The sequence below is a fragment of the Bacillus sp. Xin1 genome, assembly GCF_013314535.1.
GTDB lineage: Bacteria > Bacillota > Bacilli > Bacillales > Bacillaceae_G > Bacillus_A.
Genome location: NZ_JABUAE010000036.1, coordinates 23,435 through 39,604, shown reverse-complemented (window position 1 = coordinate 39,604; position 16,170 = coordinate 23,435). Strand labels below are relative to the sequence as shown.

General features: G+C 34.1%; 12 protein-coding genes and 3 pseudogenes. 10 read left to right on the top strand and 5 right to left on the bottom strand.

Going from position 1 to position 16,170, the window contains the following annotated elements; genetic code table 11:
• Positions 1-345 precede the first annotated feature (345 nt).
• From brnQ5 to HRG09_RS22540, 6 genes and pseudogenes are all read left to right on the top strand, one after another.
• Positions 346-1,698 carry a branched-chain amino acid transport system II carrier protein BrnQ5 gene (brnQ5, locus tag HRG09_RS22565; RefSeq protein ID WP_174103042.1) on the top strand — a complete coding sequence of 451 codons (1,353 nt, stop codon included), beginning with the start codon at positions 346-348 and terminating at the stop codon, positions 1,696-1,698.
• A 337-nt stretch (positions 1,699-2,035) separates the two neighbouring features.
• Complete coding sequence (locus tag HRG09_RS22560) at positions 2,036-3,451, top strand: amino acid permease (RefSeq protein ID WP_174103041.1); 1,416 nt, start codon at positions 2,036-2,038, stop codon at positions 3,449-3,451.
• A 103-nt stretch (positions 3,452-3,554) separates the two neighbouring features.
• Positions 3,555-3,704: pseudogene (locus HRG09_RS22555) on the top strand (IS6 family transposase); the annotation flags it as partial.
• A 92-nt stretch (positions 3,705-3,796) separates the two neighbouring features.
• Positions 3,797-4,504: an IS6 family transposase gene (locus HRG09_RS22550; protein WP_174103040.1), complete on the top strand. Its 708-nt coding sequence runs from the start codon at positions 3,797-3,799 to the stop codon at positions 4,502-4,504.
• Between the two features lie 445 nt (positions 4,505-4,949).
• A complete protein-coding gene (locus HRG09_RS22545) occupies positions 4,950-5,771 on the top strand; it encodes a peptidoglycan-N-acetylglucosamine deacetylase (protein ID WP_174103039.1) in 822 nt (273 codons plus the stop codon).
• Between the two features lie 429 nt (positions 5,772-6,200).
• Positions 6,201-6,923: a metal-binding protein ZinT gene (locus HRG09_RS22540; RefSeq protein WP_174103038.1), complete on the top strand. Its 723-nt coding sequence runs from the start codon at positions 6,201-6,203 to the stop codon at positions 6,921-6,923.
• A 345-nt stretch (positions 6,924-7,268) separates the two neighbouring features.
• On the opposite strand, the gene HRG09_RS22535 is transcribed toward HRG09_RS22540, so the two are convergent.
• The 3 genes and pseudogenes from HRG09_RS22535 to HRG09_RS22525 all read right to left on the bottom strand — a co-directional run bounded on the left by HRG09_RS22535 (position 7,269) and on the right by HRG09_RS22525 (position 9,157).
• Positions 7,269-7,847, bottom strand: coding sequence for a dienelactone hydrolase family protein (locus tag HRG09_RS22535; protein WP_174103037.1), 579 nt, complete (start codon positions 7,845-7,847; stop codon positions 7,269-7,271).
• Positions 7,825-8,440 (bottom strand): annotated as a pseudogene (locus HRG09_RS22530) (IS6 family transposase). Before HRG09_RS22530 ends, HRG09_RS22535 begins: the two are co-directional and overlap by 23 nt.
• A 336-nt stretch (positions 8,441-8,776) precedes the next feature.
• Positions 8,777-9,157 (bottom strand): helix-turn-helix domain-containing protein, encoded by a 381-nt coding sequence (locus HRG09_RS22525; RefSeq protein ID WP_174103036.1) that lies wholly within the window; start codon positions 9,155-9,157, stop codon positions 8,777-8,779.
• A 183-nt stretch (positions 9,158-9,340) separates the two neighbouring features.
• Here HRG09_RS22525 and HRG09_RS22520 point away from each other — a divergent pair, with 183 nt between their 5' ends.
• From HRG09_RS22520 to HRG09_RS22505, 4 genes and pseudogenes are all read left to right on the top strand, one after another.
• A complete protein-coding gene (locus HRG09_RS22520) occupies positions 9,341-10,345 on the top strand; it encodes an asparaginase (RefSeq protein ID WP_174103035.1) in 1,005 nt (334 codons plus the stop codon).
• 53 nt (positions 10,346-10,398) lie between these two features.
• A complete protein-coding gene (gene aspA / locus HRG09_RS22515; RefSeq protein WP_174103034.1) occupies positions 10,399-11,829 on the top strand; it encodes an aspartate ammonia-lyase in 1,431 nt (476 codons plus the stop codon).
• 112 nt (positions 11,830-11,941) lie between these two features.
• Positions 11,942-12,302 (top strand): annotated as a pseudogene (locus HRG09_RS22510) (YbaK/EbsC family protein); the annotation flags it as partial.
• A gap of 25 nt (positions 12,303-12,327) precedes the next feature.
• Complete coding sequence (locus tag HRG09_RS22505; RefSeq protein WP_174103033.1) at positions 12,328-13,014, top strand: IS6 family transposase; 687 nt, start codon at positions 12,328-12,330, stop codon at positions 13,012-13,014.
• Between the two features lie 76 nt (positions 13,015-13,090).
• On the opposite strand, the gene HRG09_RS22500 is transcribed toward HRG09_RS22505, so the two are convergent.
• Positions 13,091-13,465 carry a hypothetical protein gene (locus HRG09_RS22500; protein ID WP_174103032.1) on the bottom strand — a complete coding sequence of 125 codons (375 nt, stop codon included), beginning with the start codon at positions 13,463-13,465 and terminating at the stop codon, positions 13,091-13,093.
• 455 nt (positions 13,466-13,920) lie between these two features.
• A complete protein-coding gene (locus HRG09_RS22495) occupies positions 13,921-15,399 on the bottom strand; it encodes an FAD-dependent oxidoreductase (protein WP_174103031.1) in 1,479 nt (492 codons plus the stop codon).
• Positions 15,400-16,170 lie beyond the last annotated feature (771 nt).

Below are 16,170 nucleotides of genomic sequence, written 5' to 3'. Positions count from 1 at the left end.
TTAACTAATAAATAAGAAGCTACATTTAGGGGTAACATCACATTGCCATCAAGCTAAGGTTTTATGATGTTCCCCAAAACGAAAATTTTGTGACTTTATAGTAATAAAGTTTACTTTTTATCGTTTTGGGGGTGACTTGTTTTCTTAGCTTGATGGGCATGGGGTAACGTCACATTCATTAATTCAAGCTATTTTTAAAGTTAAAAGCCTATTGCTATTCTCTTATAGGGGAGGAGGACCATAACATAGCCTTCCGCCACTGTACTCTAAGCTGGAATAACCTAAATTAGTATATAATTTGTATAAATAAAGAGTGTATAAAAATTTGTAATCGGAGGATTTATTATGTCAAAAAAAGTTCCTTCTTCCTTTATCATAATTATAGGATTAATGCTATTTGCATTGTTTTTTGGAGCAGGAAATTTAATTTTTCCACCTATGCTTGGTCAAATGGCTGGAAAGAATGTATGGATAGCCAATGCAGGTTTCTTAGTTACCGGAGTTGGTCTACCATTGCTAGCAATAACAGCATTTGTTTTTTCTGGCAAAAAGGATTTACAATCTTTAGCTAGTCGTGTACATCCGTTGTTTGGTATTGTATTTACAACTGTTCTCTATCTAGCAATTGGTCCTTTTTACGCTATCCCTAGATCTGGTAATGTATCATTTGAAATTGGAATTAAACCTTTTTTATCAAATGATGCAGGTCCTGTTACATTAATCATATTTACAATCTTATTTTTCACAGTTGCATGCTTGTTATCACTTAATCCTACAAAAATTATTGATGTAGTTGGAAAATTTTTGACTCCTATTAAATTGATATTTATCGGATTGCTCGTAGTTGTAGCTCTTGTTCATCCGATTGGAAGAATTCAAGCACCTTTTGAAGGGTATACATCACATGCATTTTTTAAAGGTTTTCAAGAAGGTTATTTAACACTGGATGCTCTTGGAGCTTTTGTTTTCGGGATTATTATTGTGAATGCAATTAGAGAAAAAGGGGCTACCACTAAAAAACAGCTTATGATTGTTTGTGCAAAAGCAACGGCTATTGCTGCTACACTCTTAGCTCTTATCTATACTGCCCTTTCCTATATGGGGGCTTCTAGTGTTGAAAAACTAGGTCGTTTAGATAATGGTGCTGAAGTTTTAGCAAAAGTTTCGGACTATTATTTTGGTTCTTATGGTGCAATTTTATTAGGTTTAATGATTACAGTAGCTTGTTTGACCACAAGCGTAGGACTTATCACTGCTTGTTCTTCTTTTTTCCATGAATTATTTCCAAAGATCTCTTACAAAAAATTTGCTATTATTTTATCTGTTTTTAGTACACTAGTTGCAAATATAGGATTAACACAATTAATTACGATTTCAATCCCTGTATTAATGACTATGTATCCAATTGCTATCACCTTAATATTCTTAACATTCTTACACTCTGTGTTTAACGGTAAATCTGAAGTATATCAAGGCAGTTTGATATTAACGTTTATTATTAGTTCATTTGATGGCTTAAATGCTGCTGGAATAAAAATCGAAATAATTCATAATTTTTTCGCCCATTCTCTTCCTTTCTATAGTGTAGGTTTAGGTTGGGTACTTCCAGCTATTATTGGCGGTGTATGTGGTTATATTTTTAGCGTATTACGGAAGAAAAATACCCTTAGTTCTGGTGAAATTCGATTAAATAAATAATTTATTATGTATGAGATATCACTAAATTCCTATCAGGCTAATAAAACTAAGCATCTCTTTAGAATGAAAAAATCTGTTATTCTTTGTTTTGGGAGTCACTCAAAATATCTACAATCTATTTATAAATAAATTGCAGCTGATTTTTGTTGAACATTGGATGAAGGAGAAAAAATAGAATCTATTCCTATAAAGATTCTCAAAAAAGCATCGATATTTTTTCTGAATATTTTAAATCTATATAATGTAAAGTTTTGGGATAGCTAATATCTAAGTAAATTTATATATATCACAAGAATTAGAAAAACATACCTTATTTTTTAAAGGGGATACAGAGAATATGAGTAAGTTATTAAAAAAGAAATCTGTTACACAATTGTTAGAGCATAATCAAAGTAAGACCTTAACAAAAACATTAGGAGCATTTGATTTAATTATGTTAGGAATAGGCTCGATAATTGGAACAGGAGTTCTTGTGTTAACTGGATTAGTAGCAGCAAAAGATGCTGGTCCAGCAGTTATTTTTTCATTTGCACTTGCAGCGATTGTTTGTACATTTATAGGATTATGTTACGCAGAAATTGCCTCTACACTCCCAACGTCAGGTAGTGTATATACGTACTCCTATGCAACAATTGGTGAGTTTGTGGCTCATTTAGTAGGTTGGACGTTACTCTCAATATATATTGTGGCAACAGCGGCAGTCGCTGGTGGATGGACAGGATATTTCCACAATTTAATAAGTGGCTTTGGATTAGAGATACCCAAAGCCCTATTAACGATTCCATCGCAAGGTGGTATTGTGAATCTACCAGCGGTAATCATTACATTGATATTAACATGGATGTTATCGCGTGGTACGGAGGAAAGTAAACGTATCAATAATACAATGGTATTGATTAAAATTGGAATGGTTGTATTATTTATTTTGGTTGGTATATTCTATGTAAAGCCAGAGAACTGGGTACCGTTTGCACCATACGGTTTAAGTGGAGTTTTTGCTGGTGGAGCAGCCATATTATTCGCTTTTACGGGCTTTGATATATTAGCAACTTCAGCAGAAGAAGTAAAAGATCCGCACCGTAATCTTCCCATCGGTATTATTGTATCGTTAATCATATGTACACTTATTTACGTTATAGTATGTCTTGTTATGACAGGGATGGTTTCCTATAAAGAATTAAATGTACCTGAGGCAATGGCTTATGTAATGGAAGTGGTAGGACAAGGAAAAGTTGCTGGTGTAATTGCTGCAGGTGCTGTAATTGGCCTTATGGCTGTTATTTTCTCGAATATGTATGCAGCAACACGAGTATTCTTTGCAATGAGTCGTGATGGACTGTTACCAAAATCACTTGCGAAGGTTAATAAGAAGACTGGAGCACCTACCTTTACAATTGGATTGGCGGGAATAGGAAGCTCTGTGATAGCTGGATTTATTGATTTGAAAGAGCTGGTTAATTTGGTTAATATTGGTAGTTTGGTGACGTTTGCGCTAGTTTGTGTATCAGTTATTATCCTCCGTAAATCACACCCAAGTTTAAAACGTGGATTTATGGTACCGTTTGTACCTGTATTACCAAGCATTTCAATTATATGTTGTGTGTTCTTAATGCTAAATTTACCGTTAAGAACATGGTTGTACTTTAGTATTTGGATTACTATTGGGGCAGTAATATATTTCATTTATTCGATAAAACACAGTAATTTAAATGAGGAAAAAATTTCAAAAGCACATGATAAAATCGCAAGATAATAAACACAGAAAATTCTATTAATCATCATATCGATAGTGGTTCTGTTGCAAGGTTTTCTAAACTAAGCTACACTTTCGAAAAAGAAAACGAGGAGAATCACAGATGGGATACTTTAAAGGGAAACAGTTCAAAAAGGCTATTATTGTCGTTTTTTTTAGTTATCGTGACGTGTCTGACATTCTCAAAGAACGTGGTATTTCTATTCATCCAACAACTATCATGCGCTGGGTTCATGAATATGGAAATCTTATCGGTTCTGGTGCAAAAACTTCAGGACAATTGCAATGAATCTATAAATATTGGACATACTGATACGATTACTCTACAAAAGGTGTGTGATCAGTATGGAAAAGGAAAATGTATTCAAATGGAGGCATTACCAGCCTAAGATTATCCTTCTTATAGTGAGATGGTACCTACGGTATAATCTCAGCTTTCGTGATTTGGTGCAAATGATGGAGGAACGGGGCTTATCCATTTCCCATACAACGATTATGCGTTGGGTTCATCAGTATGGTTCTGAATTGGACAAACGAATTCATCGTCACCTCAAGCAAACCAATGACTCTTGGAGAGTCGATGAAACATATATCAAGGTTAAATGGCATTGGATGTATCTGTACCGTGCTGTTGATTCGAAAGGAAACACAATCGATTTTTGCCTCAGTAAAACAAGAGATCAGAAGGCTGCAAAGCACTTTTTCAAGAAAGCTTTGCGGTCTTTTCATGTTTCGCAGCCTCGTGTCATAACAGTCGATAAGAATCCAGCTTATCCTATAGCAATTGAACAGTTGAAAAAAGAGAAAAGCATACCTGACAGTATGCAACTTAGACAACAAAAGTATTTAAATAACATAGTAGAGCAAGATCATCGCTTTATAAAAAAGCGAATCCGTTTTATGCTAGGGTTCAAATCTTTTGACACAGCTATAACCATTCTTTTTGGAGTAGAAGCCATGCATATGATTAAAAAAGAGCAGATTGATTTACGGGACCAGTCTGTCCAAAAGCAGAAAGAATTCATTCATCAATTGTTTGAACTTGCAGTATAAGATACGATTCCGTTAGGAATATATGCATTTTATTCTTTTTTGCACCAAAACCGTTCGATTGTATATGTATTGATTATCTTTGCAAAAGTACTTTTCGCTTATGGAAGTGGAAAGATGTTAGATAAGTTGATGAATTAATGTATTGTTGAGGAAAGATACTTCCTAATAGATTCATGACTATTAGAATAGCGAATATTTTTAGTTACTTACTATCTGAACTCTCTTCATTTTAAAGATTAAAGAAAAAGAATCCAAAATGGATTCTTTTTTGTTCTAAAAGGTACACCATTACAAACTTAGTGCAGAAGAAAAATACATTTAGTACTAATTAGTGAAACAATTCAAAAAAATGGTAAATCAGACCATTTATTATGTGCCATATGTAATTTGGTATAATTGTATTTACAAAAATTATTGCTAATAGATAGAGGAAGGAATATAGAGAGTGAAAAAAATATTTCAGGCCAAAAAATTCGTAATATCAATTCTAACAGTAGCCCTAGTAGTCATTATTTATTTTGTGATTCAATTAATTGCATCACCCGCAAGAGGGGTAACAAACCAAGAGAACCCAATTCAGCTTGTAAGTGAACAGCCCAAATTTGAGATAAACAAACCAGTACCTAATCAATTTAACGGTCAAATACGGAAAGTTGCATATCTTACATTTGATGATGGACCAGGAAAGTATACAGCTGAGCTTTTAGATATACTAAAACAAATGGATGTTAAAGCAACTTTTTTCTTAACTGGTAAGAATGTAAAGGCATATCCTGATTTAGTAAAACGAGAAAAAATAGAAGGTCATTATGTGGGGATGCATAGCATGACTCATGATTTCAAAAAATTATATACAAATGGTGACTATGTTAATGAAATGAAAACAAATCAAAATTTAATAGCAGATATTATTAGAGAAAAACCACAATTAACCCGACCTCCTTACGGTTCTATGCCTGGATTAAATAAAGCACTTCGTAATAAGGTAGCAGAGGGGGGATTTAAAGTATGGGATTGGACAATTGACTCCCTAGATTGGACATATAATAATGTACCTGTAGAGTCGGCTTCCATGAATATTGCTCAAAATGTAATTATTGGTGCGACTAGGTCTAAAGAAGTCATATTAATGCATGATATTCATCCTCAAGCTGTTGCAGCCGTACCAGCCATTATAAAAGGATTAAAAGAAAAAGGATATGAATTTGAAGCTTATCAAGAAAATGATCACTTCTCTTTAAATTTCTGGCAGGACCCAAGCATTTAACTTTTAAAGAAAATTATGCTATATTTTAAAACACCATAAAGCTAAAAGTTATAAAAATTCATCAATATAGTATTCTAACAAATTCTAAAAGCCCATGACTCTATTACATTAATATAGTCATGGGCTTTTAGAATACTTACTTTATCATAAGGTATTACTCTTTATGGAGTAACCATATCAAAAAAATTGTACGTTTAGACACATTTTAGATACAAAATAACCGATTCCCTGTACGTTAAGTAATCGGTTAATTATTTTACTGGCTTTTGGTGAAGTTTTTGTCCCAGAACCACTTGTAATAGTCTACGAAGATTTATGGATAGGATCATCCATTCAGTGATATTGGGGTATTTTTCCTTTGATGTTTACACAAGATATATGTATAATTTAAAACGTAATTATTACGATTTAAATTAAGGAGTGTTATTAATGAAGATTTCATTTGTAAAGAGGATAGGCATATTAACTATTGGTTCACTACTAGTATTAGTAGGCTGTCAGACTTCAAGTTCATCCGAAGGCGAGTCTAATAAAGCATCTGAAAGTCACACACATGAAAGCAAACACGATCACAGCCATGAGCACGATCATAGTCATGCACATGACGAAGAAACAAAAAAAATTTATGAAGGATATTTTGAAGACAGCCAAGTGAAAGAACGGTCACTCTCCGATTGGGAAGGAGACTGGCAATCTGTATATCCATATTTGCAAGATGGAACGCTTGATGAGGTATTTGCGTATAAAGCGAAACATACAGGTAAAATGACAGCTAAAGAATATAAGGAGTATTATAATGAAGGGTATCAAACAAATGTTAACCGTATTGTGATTCAAGGGAATATTGTAACGTTTTTCAAAAATGGAGAAGAATATTCTGGTAAGTATATCTATGATGGGTACGAAATTCTGACATATGATGCGGGAAATAGAGGTGTAAGATACATATTTAAACTAGCAGAAAAAGCTGAAGGAGTTCCTCAGTATATTCAATTTAGTGATCATAGTATCTATCCAAATAAAGCTAGTCATTACCACCTGTATTGGGGTGATGACCGTAAAGCTTTATTGGATGAAGTCATACACTGGCCTACCTACTACCTATCAAAAATGGATGGACATGATATTGCCCATGAGATGATGGAGCATTAAATTAGGAGTCACGATAAATATTTCTTTCACAAATATGTAAGACTCAAAGGTTATCAATCCAGAATCACACTGTTTAATACTCAAAAAGTTAACCATAAAAAATATTCTCTCAGATTAACAAATACTTTAATGGAATAAGGAGCGCAAAAATAATTAAACATTTTGTCAAAAGATATTAAAGTTGTTTAATTATATACTTAGAGATGCAGAAACCACCTACAAGTTAATTTAGTAGGTGGTTTTAAAGTTGATAAAAAATAAGTTTTATTTGTTGCAGTCTTTTCATTTAAATGAATAATAAAGTTGTTTCATTTCGGAAAGCGCATCGTTCAACATAGCCCCCATTTATAATAAATAACGTTCAATAATTTGTTTTGTTATTTCTTCTTGATACTTACTAGAAAAAGGGTCTGCAAAACCATGCTCTGCTTCTACAATTTCAATAAACACATTACTTTTTTGTTCTAACACTTTTTTCAATTCTTTTGGTTCAAAGGACTTTTCTTTATCGCCATACAATAAAATAACTTCAGCTTTTGGTTCAATTTCTATATATTGTCTAATACGAGAACCATAAAAACCAATTACCTTTTGAATTGATGGCTCATCACTACATAGCCAACCAACAGTTGCCCCTATACTAAAACCGACAATCTGAATTTTATTATAAGACTGTTCAACATCACGTATGAGTTTCTTTGTTTTTTGAAGTACAGCATCAAAACCAATATTTTGACTAAAATTATGATAGGCTACTTCTTCATTTTCATAAGAATATGGTACATCTTTTCCTAATAAATTTGGTATATATACATCATAGCCATTTTGAAAAAAATAATCTGCATAATATCGAATATGTTGATTGATTCCATAAATTTCGTGAAGTAAAATCACACATTTTTCAACATTTTGTTTTAACTCCATTAGTAAAGTTACACTCCCTTTCCGCCCTTTGTTGTACTAATAAAACACCGTAATATCGTAATGTGGTTTCGATGCCTTTCAAGGTACGGGAAGCATGGCGAAGATTTTGAAATCCTGCGTATTTGGAAAAACGTCGCTTCACATGCCTATGGTCCTGTTCAATGAGCTGTATTTATATAAAAGCCTTGTTCTCTTAATTTGTTAAATGCGCAAAGTAATGCTGGTGCTTTGTCTGTAGCGAGAACCGCTGGTTCTTCAAATGTTTTAACCAATCTTTTCATAAAGGCATAGGCAGCCTGATGATCCCGTTTTTTACGAAGTTGAATATCCAATGTGTGCCCGTCTTTATCAATTGCACGATATAAATAACACCATTTTCCTTTGACTTTTATATAGGTTTTATCTAGTTTCCAAGATAATTGAACGTTTTTATTTTTCTTCTTCCAAATTTGATAGATAAGGTTTCCATATTCATGAACCCAGCGCATGATGGTTGTTGGGTGAATCGAAACACCACGCTCTTTCAAGATTTCAGATACATTACGATAGCTTAAAGAAAAACGACAATAGTAGCCGACGGCTACTAAAATAATATCCTTTTTAAACTGTTTTCCTTAAAAATACCTCATATATCATTCTCCTGCTCACACTTTTTCTACAGGTTATCTCAGTTTAGAAATCTTTGCAACAGAACCATACAATTTGTCCCTGTCGATGTAAAAGGCCCTTAAAAAGCGAAAAAGGACCTCTTACAAAGTTTTGTAATTCCGTCAGAATTTAAAGATCATCTTGAGATAGCGCTAGGTTGCTCTCAAGTTAATAAAGTAATGTACGTTTGATAATGTTTGCATACTAATCACTGACGTCTTGCAAAAGTATCAGTATTTTCAATTTTAAAGAGTATAATGTAGTCTTCTTTCGTTTTTATTTTACTTATTTTCAATTGTAGATAAAAGCTCTTCTATTCTCCCAGCTTTTAATTCTCTTTTACTCCTCACAAAAGCTATAAATTCGATTATTTCTTCTGTAGATAACGATTCCCCGTCTATGGAAAGTGTATGGTTAGAATCTTGCAATATCTTTGTAATCTCAACAACACCTATTTTCTTTTGCGGATATTCAGTTCGACCCAATATATAATCTACTGATGTATCAAATAAATCTGCTATTTTGGATAAAGATTGTAATGAAGGCAATCTGTAACCATTTTCATACCCAGCATAGGTACTTTTCGCAATCCCAAGTCGATCTGCTGTATCTTGTAAGGACCATTTTTGATTTTTTCTTAATTCAGATAAACGTTCCAGCATTCGTCTCATACCCCATCTATTTTTGTTGAGTCAATTATAACATAGAAAAATAACCAAGAATAGAAAAAAGTACGCGTATAGAATACAAAACCTTGATTATTACAAATTAAGTTCTATAATGATAAATATAAATACGCATTTCGCGAACGATGAAAAGTTATTTATTCTGTGGAGGTGTTGTGTATGAAAAAAATTTTAATACTTGCAACTGGTGGAACCATTGCTTCAGTGGAGGGAAACGAAGGGCTCGTTCCAGGATTAGCTGCTGAGGAATTGTTACATTATTTCCCTAAGTCATCCCAAAACATAGAAATTGATTGCAAAATCTTAATGAACATTGACAGTACCAATATGCAGCCTGAGAATTGGGTAGAAATGGCTAATGCTGTTTTTCAGCATTATGATTATTATGACGGATTTGTGATTACACATGGGACAGATACGTTAGCCTATACATCTTCTGCGCTTTCTTATATGCTTCAAGGTCTAAGAAAACCGGTTGTTTTAACAGGCTCACAAGTCCCTATCAGTTTTAAAAAAACAGACGCAAGGAAAAATGTAGCTGATGCCCTGAGGTTTTCCTGTGAGGATATTGGCGGTGTGTTCATTGTTTTTGATGGTCGGGTCATTATTGGGACAAGAGCCGTTAAAATGCGAACCAAAAGTTATGATGCGTTTGAAAGTGTAAATTATCCATATGTTGCCGATGTAAATGAAAATGAAGTTAGATATCATTGGAAGCCAATGTCTACTAGTAATACACTTTCGGTAAATACTAGTTTATGTACAGATGTTTTTCTTATGAAATTGTATCCAGGTACAAAGCCAGAGATATTTGATTGTCTAAAAGGTTTGTATAAAGGAATTATTATTGAAAGCTTTGGTAACGGCGGATTACCTTTTGAAGGAAGGAACTTGCTTTCAAAAATTCAAGAGCTTACTGAAGAGGGAATTGCTATAGTGATCACAACTCAGTGCTTGGAAGAAGGCGAAGATATACTTCTCTATGAAGTAGGACAAAAGGTAGCACAGCATCGAGTAATATTATCTGGAGATATGAATACGGAAGCCATCATGGCGAAACTGATGTGGACACTTGGACAAACTGATAAATTAGAAGAGGTCAAAGAGATCATTGAAACCCCTTTAGCAAGTGATTTAACGCTTCCATCTGATAAGGATTGGTAATGATTCTATCTATCTTTTTAGGATTTTGTATTTTATAGAGGAGAGAAATTAATATGTCAAATACAAAAGAGCACATGCGAGTTGAGAAAGATTTTTTAGGATCAAAGGAAGTACCTATCAAGGCCTATTACGGAATTCAAACTCTACGTGCTGTTGAAAATTTTCCAATCACAGGATTTAGAATACATGAAGAATTAATTAAAGCAATGGCTATGGTGAAAAAAGCAGGAGCACAAGCAAATATGGACGTTAAACGCCTATATTCAGGAATTGGAGAAGCTATTGTAAAAGCGGCAGATGAAATGATGAAAGGGAAATGGCATGATCAAATTATCGTAGATCCTATTCAAGGTGGAGCCGGGACATCAATAAATATGAATGTAAATGAAGTCATTGCCAATCGTGCCATTGAATTACTAGGGAAAGAAAAAGGAGACTACTTCCATTGCAGTCCTAATACTCATGTGAATATGTCTCAATCTACAAACGACGCATTTCCTACAGCAATTCATATCGCAGTGTTGAATCTTCTTGAAAAATTACTGAAAACAATGGCCGATATGCACAGCGTGTTCCAACAAAAAGCACAAGAATTCAATCATGTAATCAAAATGGGCCGCACCCATCTTCAAGATGCTGTACCAATTCGTCTTGGTCAGGAATTTGAAGCATATGGACGCATGATTGAACGTGATATTAAGCGTATTAAGCAATCCCGCCAACATTTATATGAATTGAACATGGGAGCGACAGCAGTCGGTACAGGATTAAATGCAGACACTCGTTATATTAAACTGGTTGTCAAATATCTCGCTGAAATTAGTGAATTACCACTTGTTGGTGCTAAGCATCTAGTCGATGCAACGCAAAGTACGGATGCCTATACAGAGGTATCCGCTGCATTGAAAGTATGCATGATGAATATGTCAAAATTCGCGAATGATTTACGTTTAATGGCATCTGGCCCAAGAGCTGGATTAGGGGAAATTACGTTACCGGCACGTCAGCCGGGTTCATCCATCATGCCTGGTAAAGTAAATCCAGTGATGGCAGAGGTGATTAACCAAGTAGCGTTCCAAGTGATTGGTAATGACCATACTATTTGCCTTGCGTCAGAGGCGGGTCAGCTGGAACTAAATGTTATGGAGCCAGTCCTTGTATTTAACCTGTTTCAGTCTATAAGCATTATGGATAATGCTTTCCGTGTTTTCTCAAATCACTGCTTAAAGGGAATCAAGGCAAATGAAGAACGTTTGAATGAATATGTAGAAAATAGTGTGGGTGTCATTACAGCGGTTAATCCTCATATTGGGTACGAGGTTGCTGCCCGCATTGCCAAAGAGGCAATTTTAAGTGGAGCTCCGATAAGAGAACTATGCCTAAAATATGATGTTTTAACAGAGGAGGAGCTAGATTTAATTCTAGACCCATACGAAATGACACATCCAGGAATCGCGGGTGCAATTTTACTTGAAAGGGAATAGCATATTAACCATTAAACAATGAATACAGCAAACTTTGCTTTAAACCATTAATCCCAGATTAGAAGCAAATTTAAATATCATCTAGAAAAAACATCAAGTATTTTCTAATGGAGCAAAAGCGTTACACTGTGAGCCGCAAAGAATTGCAAAGACTCTTTCTTTTCAAACAGAAGATCGTGTTTTAATAATAGTAACCGCAGGCGACGCTAAAATTGATAATCGTAAATACAAGGAACAGTTTGGTGTTAAAGCAAAGATGATTAATGCAAGCAAAGTAGAAGACTTCATTGGTCACGTAAAAGGTGGTGTATGTCCATTTGCTGTAACTGAAGATGTTGAAGTTTATTTGGATGTATCGCTACAAATATTTACAATTTTCTCCTTCCTGCGGTAGTGGGAACTGTGAAATTAAATTAACAATAGAAGAATTAGGGTTCTGTTGCAAAGTTTTCTACATGAAGGCTACACTCTAGAAAACAGGACCTAGGAGAATCAGACATGAGATATTTTAAAGGAAAACAATTCAAGAAAGATATTATTTTAGTAGCCGTGGGCTACTACTGTCGTTTTTCTTTAAGTTATCGCGATGTATCTGAAATCCTGAAAGAACGTGGTATTTCAGTTCACCCAACAACCATCATGCTATGGGTTCATGAATATGGAAATCTCATCTATCAAATTTGGAAAGTGAAAAATAAATCTGCACGCTTATCTTGGTATTTGGATGAGACTTATATCAAAGTTAAGGGAGAATGGCGTTATCTCTATCGTGCAATTAATAAAGATGGGCACAGATTGGATATTCAACTTCGTAAAAAATGGGATCATCAGGCTGCCTATGCCTTCATGAAAAGATTAGTAAAACATTTTGGAGAACCTACGGTTCTCACTACAGACAAAGCGTCGGCATTACTTTGCGCATTTAACAAATTAAGAAAACAAGGATTTTATCAAACTACAATCCATTGTACAATCAAACATTTGAATAATCTCATTGAACAGGATCATAGGCATGTAAAGAGACGTTTTGCCAAATCCGCAGGATTTCAAAATCTTCGTCATGCTTCACGTACGATAAAAGGTATCGAGACTATTCATGCCCTATATAAACAAAGGCGAAGTCTTCAAAGAGACTCCGCCTTTTCAACGTACAATGAACTTCAACAATTATTAGCTACTTCCTAAACATTGTTCCTCATTTACCAACCTGTTTATGCTTTTTTCAAACTTTGCAACAGAACCCACCCGTTACTCTATTGAGTTAGATAAGTTCTTTATTAAAAAAATTGTCAATCACTTGAATAGCTAGGTTCAACGCTTTTATTCTTCTTTCTAAAAGCGTTATTTGAGGACTACCAGCCTTTGACTTATCATAAATGTTCTCGATTGATGGAAGCAAACCAGTAAGAACATTGCGAGCCTCTGCTAAATCTTCCTGAGTGTAATGATGGGGTCTTTGATTCCAAACGTTTTCTAGCATTGCTAAGCCGATGCAAACAGCTTTGAGTCGTTTCTTTACTAAGGTAGTATTTGCACCTTTCTGAGTCATCTGTGATAAGGCATTTTCGAGTTTACTGATTGTCGATTGTAAAGATTTTATTGATTCCAATTTATCTATATTTGATACGTTTTCCATGTTAGTACTGTCCCTTCTTCGTTTCTAAATTATTTTGCTGGATACTTGATAAAATCGTTAAGGACCTGATTTCACTCGCAATATTTTAACATAAATACCTAACTCTCTTTGAGCAGGATTCTCAACAATCTGGCCCAATTGTTGAACACAAGTTAACTAATACTCTTCAACTACACTGCCTGTTAGTCCAATAAAAATTAAACAATTTTATTATTTTTTTAACGACTTTATTGTAAATTAAACAACTTTTTTCACTTAACAAATACACATATCTCGGCTGAAACACTATTTCGTTTTCGTTAGCTTGATGGCGATGGGTAAAGTACCCAATATATAATTTATAAAAAACGTTACTCTTTCTTAGCAAGCAGTAAAGAAAGAATAACGTTTTTTATTTTTTGAAATTGTGTGATTTCTTACTACGAAAGAGTCTGATTAGTTAATAACATATTGAATTACATGTTATTTTGCATTTTTTCAATACCTAATGATACGTCTTTCTTGGTATGCGCAATCCAAGCTATATGACCATCCGGTCGAATGCAAACTGCACCTATATTTTCTAACTCAGAATGTTGCATTTGTCCTACAATCACTCTTATATGTGAATCAATGTTTATTTTATCTACCATATCTACATAAGAAGGATGTATCAATAAAATGAATTTTCCATCATGCATCACTTCATAGAGTGTGTGATTGTTCTGATCTTGTGCATAAATAGAAAAATTGGGACATCTTTTTCCTAGCCATGGATGTTTTTCCGTATTATGCATAGATGGATACATAATTCCTAGACCACTTACTTTTTCAGCTAAATCTTGATTCACTTCTGGGTATGTGAGTAAGTGAGAAAATAGCTCTCTTAGTTCTATCCCAGCATTTGAAAAGTTCATCATTAATTGTTCTTGCGCTTGTGTCTCTTTTAAAAATTGTTTTCCTACAGCATGTCGTTCAATATGGTAACTTTCTAATAGGTTTTCATATTTTTTCTGTTTTATAGCTAATCCCAATTTCCATCCTAAATTAAAAGCATCTTGTAAACCTACATTTAAACCTTGTCCACCTGCAGGTAAATGAATATGTGCCGCATCTCCTGCTAAGAATACACGCAAATGCTGATAAGTATCTGCTAATTTGGTTGCATTTCCAAAACGAGAGAGCCAAATCGTTTCCTTAATTTGAATACGTTCACCTGTAATACGATAAACACTATCCATAAGCTCCTCTTCTGTGACAGCAATTTGTACAGGTGTATGCTGATATACAGGATCTACAATTGCAAAACGAAATAATCCAGGCGCAATCGGTACCATCATTACTATCCCATGTATATTAGATGTAGAGAAAAACGGATTATCTGGAATATATTTCAAAATAACATCTCCCAATATAGCAGTGGCTGTAGTATCCGTTCCACTAAACGGTATATGCGATAATTCGCGTACGATGCTTCTTGCACCGTCAGCACCTACTACATATGGAACTTCTAGTTTATATATATTTTCTCTTTGCTCTACTTCTAGCTTTACGAATGTTTCATACTGTTTTAAGTTCTTCACAGTATGCCCTCGTTTGATGTCTACACCTAATTCTAATGCGCGTTCTTCTAATATTTTTTCTGTAATAGATTGAGGAATAAAAAGTGTGTAAGGAAAATCCGTATCTAAATTTTTGAAGTTTAATCTTGTTTCTAAGACAGCAAAATGACTTGTATCTAATTTTTCCCCACGAGATAAAAATTTGGTTTCAATACCTCTCATAGCCATCAATTCTAAGGAGCGAGGATGTAATGTCATTGCTCTAGAATTTCGTATACGATCTACTCTTCTTTCCAACACAACAACTTTTATACCTTGAATAGCTAATTCACATGCGGTCATTAATCCTACTGGACCACCACCAACAACTGCTACATCATAATGATTTCCCATGTCATGCCCTCCATTTATTTGATTGATTAGGACTAATCGTACAAAAACATGTACACATAATAGATTCCCAGTTAATAAATATTATGTTTATGTATGCAAGTATACCGCATTTTTGTTTCCTAGGAAACAAAAATGCGCTTAGAATTTGAAAAATGAGGTGATAAATTCGTTGTCCCCAATGTATTGAATTCTCATAAACAATTATGGAAAGATAAAATTTTCGTTTTGGGGAACATCTAATTTCTTAGGTTGATGGGCATGGGTTCCTGCCGACAAAACGCGGAAATTATACGCTAAGCAGAAAATTAAAGGTTCAGGGAATCTGTAGTTAATCTTAATGGGATATTATATTTGGTGTCTTTATTGATATTTATTTATAAATAAAGTATAGTATTACTTATATTATTGAAAGGAGGATTATTAAAGGTGATGCATGCAGGAAGACTACGTCAGCAAACTTTGAACACTAAGTAACTTAATATGTTCAAAGGCTCTGTTTTCATAAAACAGAGTAAACGGGAGTAGTCTGCACATTTTTAATAATCTTCAAAGGAAAAGTACACTTTTTACATGAAGAAAGGCAGATATGCATCTGTCTTTTTTCCTATGTCTTTTTCATTCATATAAAGAGAGACGCCTATTTGCTATATCCTTGTTTACTCTTAACCACAGACAGAAGCCTGTCTGTGGTTTTTTATGATTACATGCTTTAGATTTCGCTGATTTAATCATATTGGTGTTGTTGGAAAAAATAGTAGCGGAGAATGTACC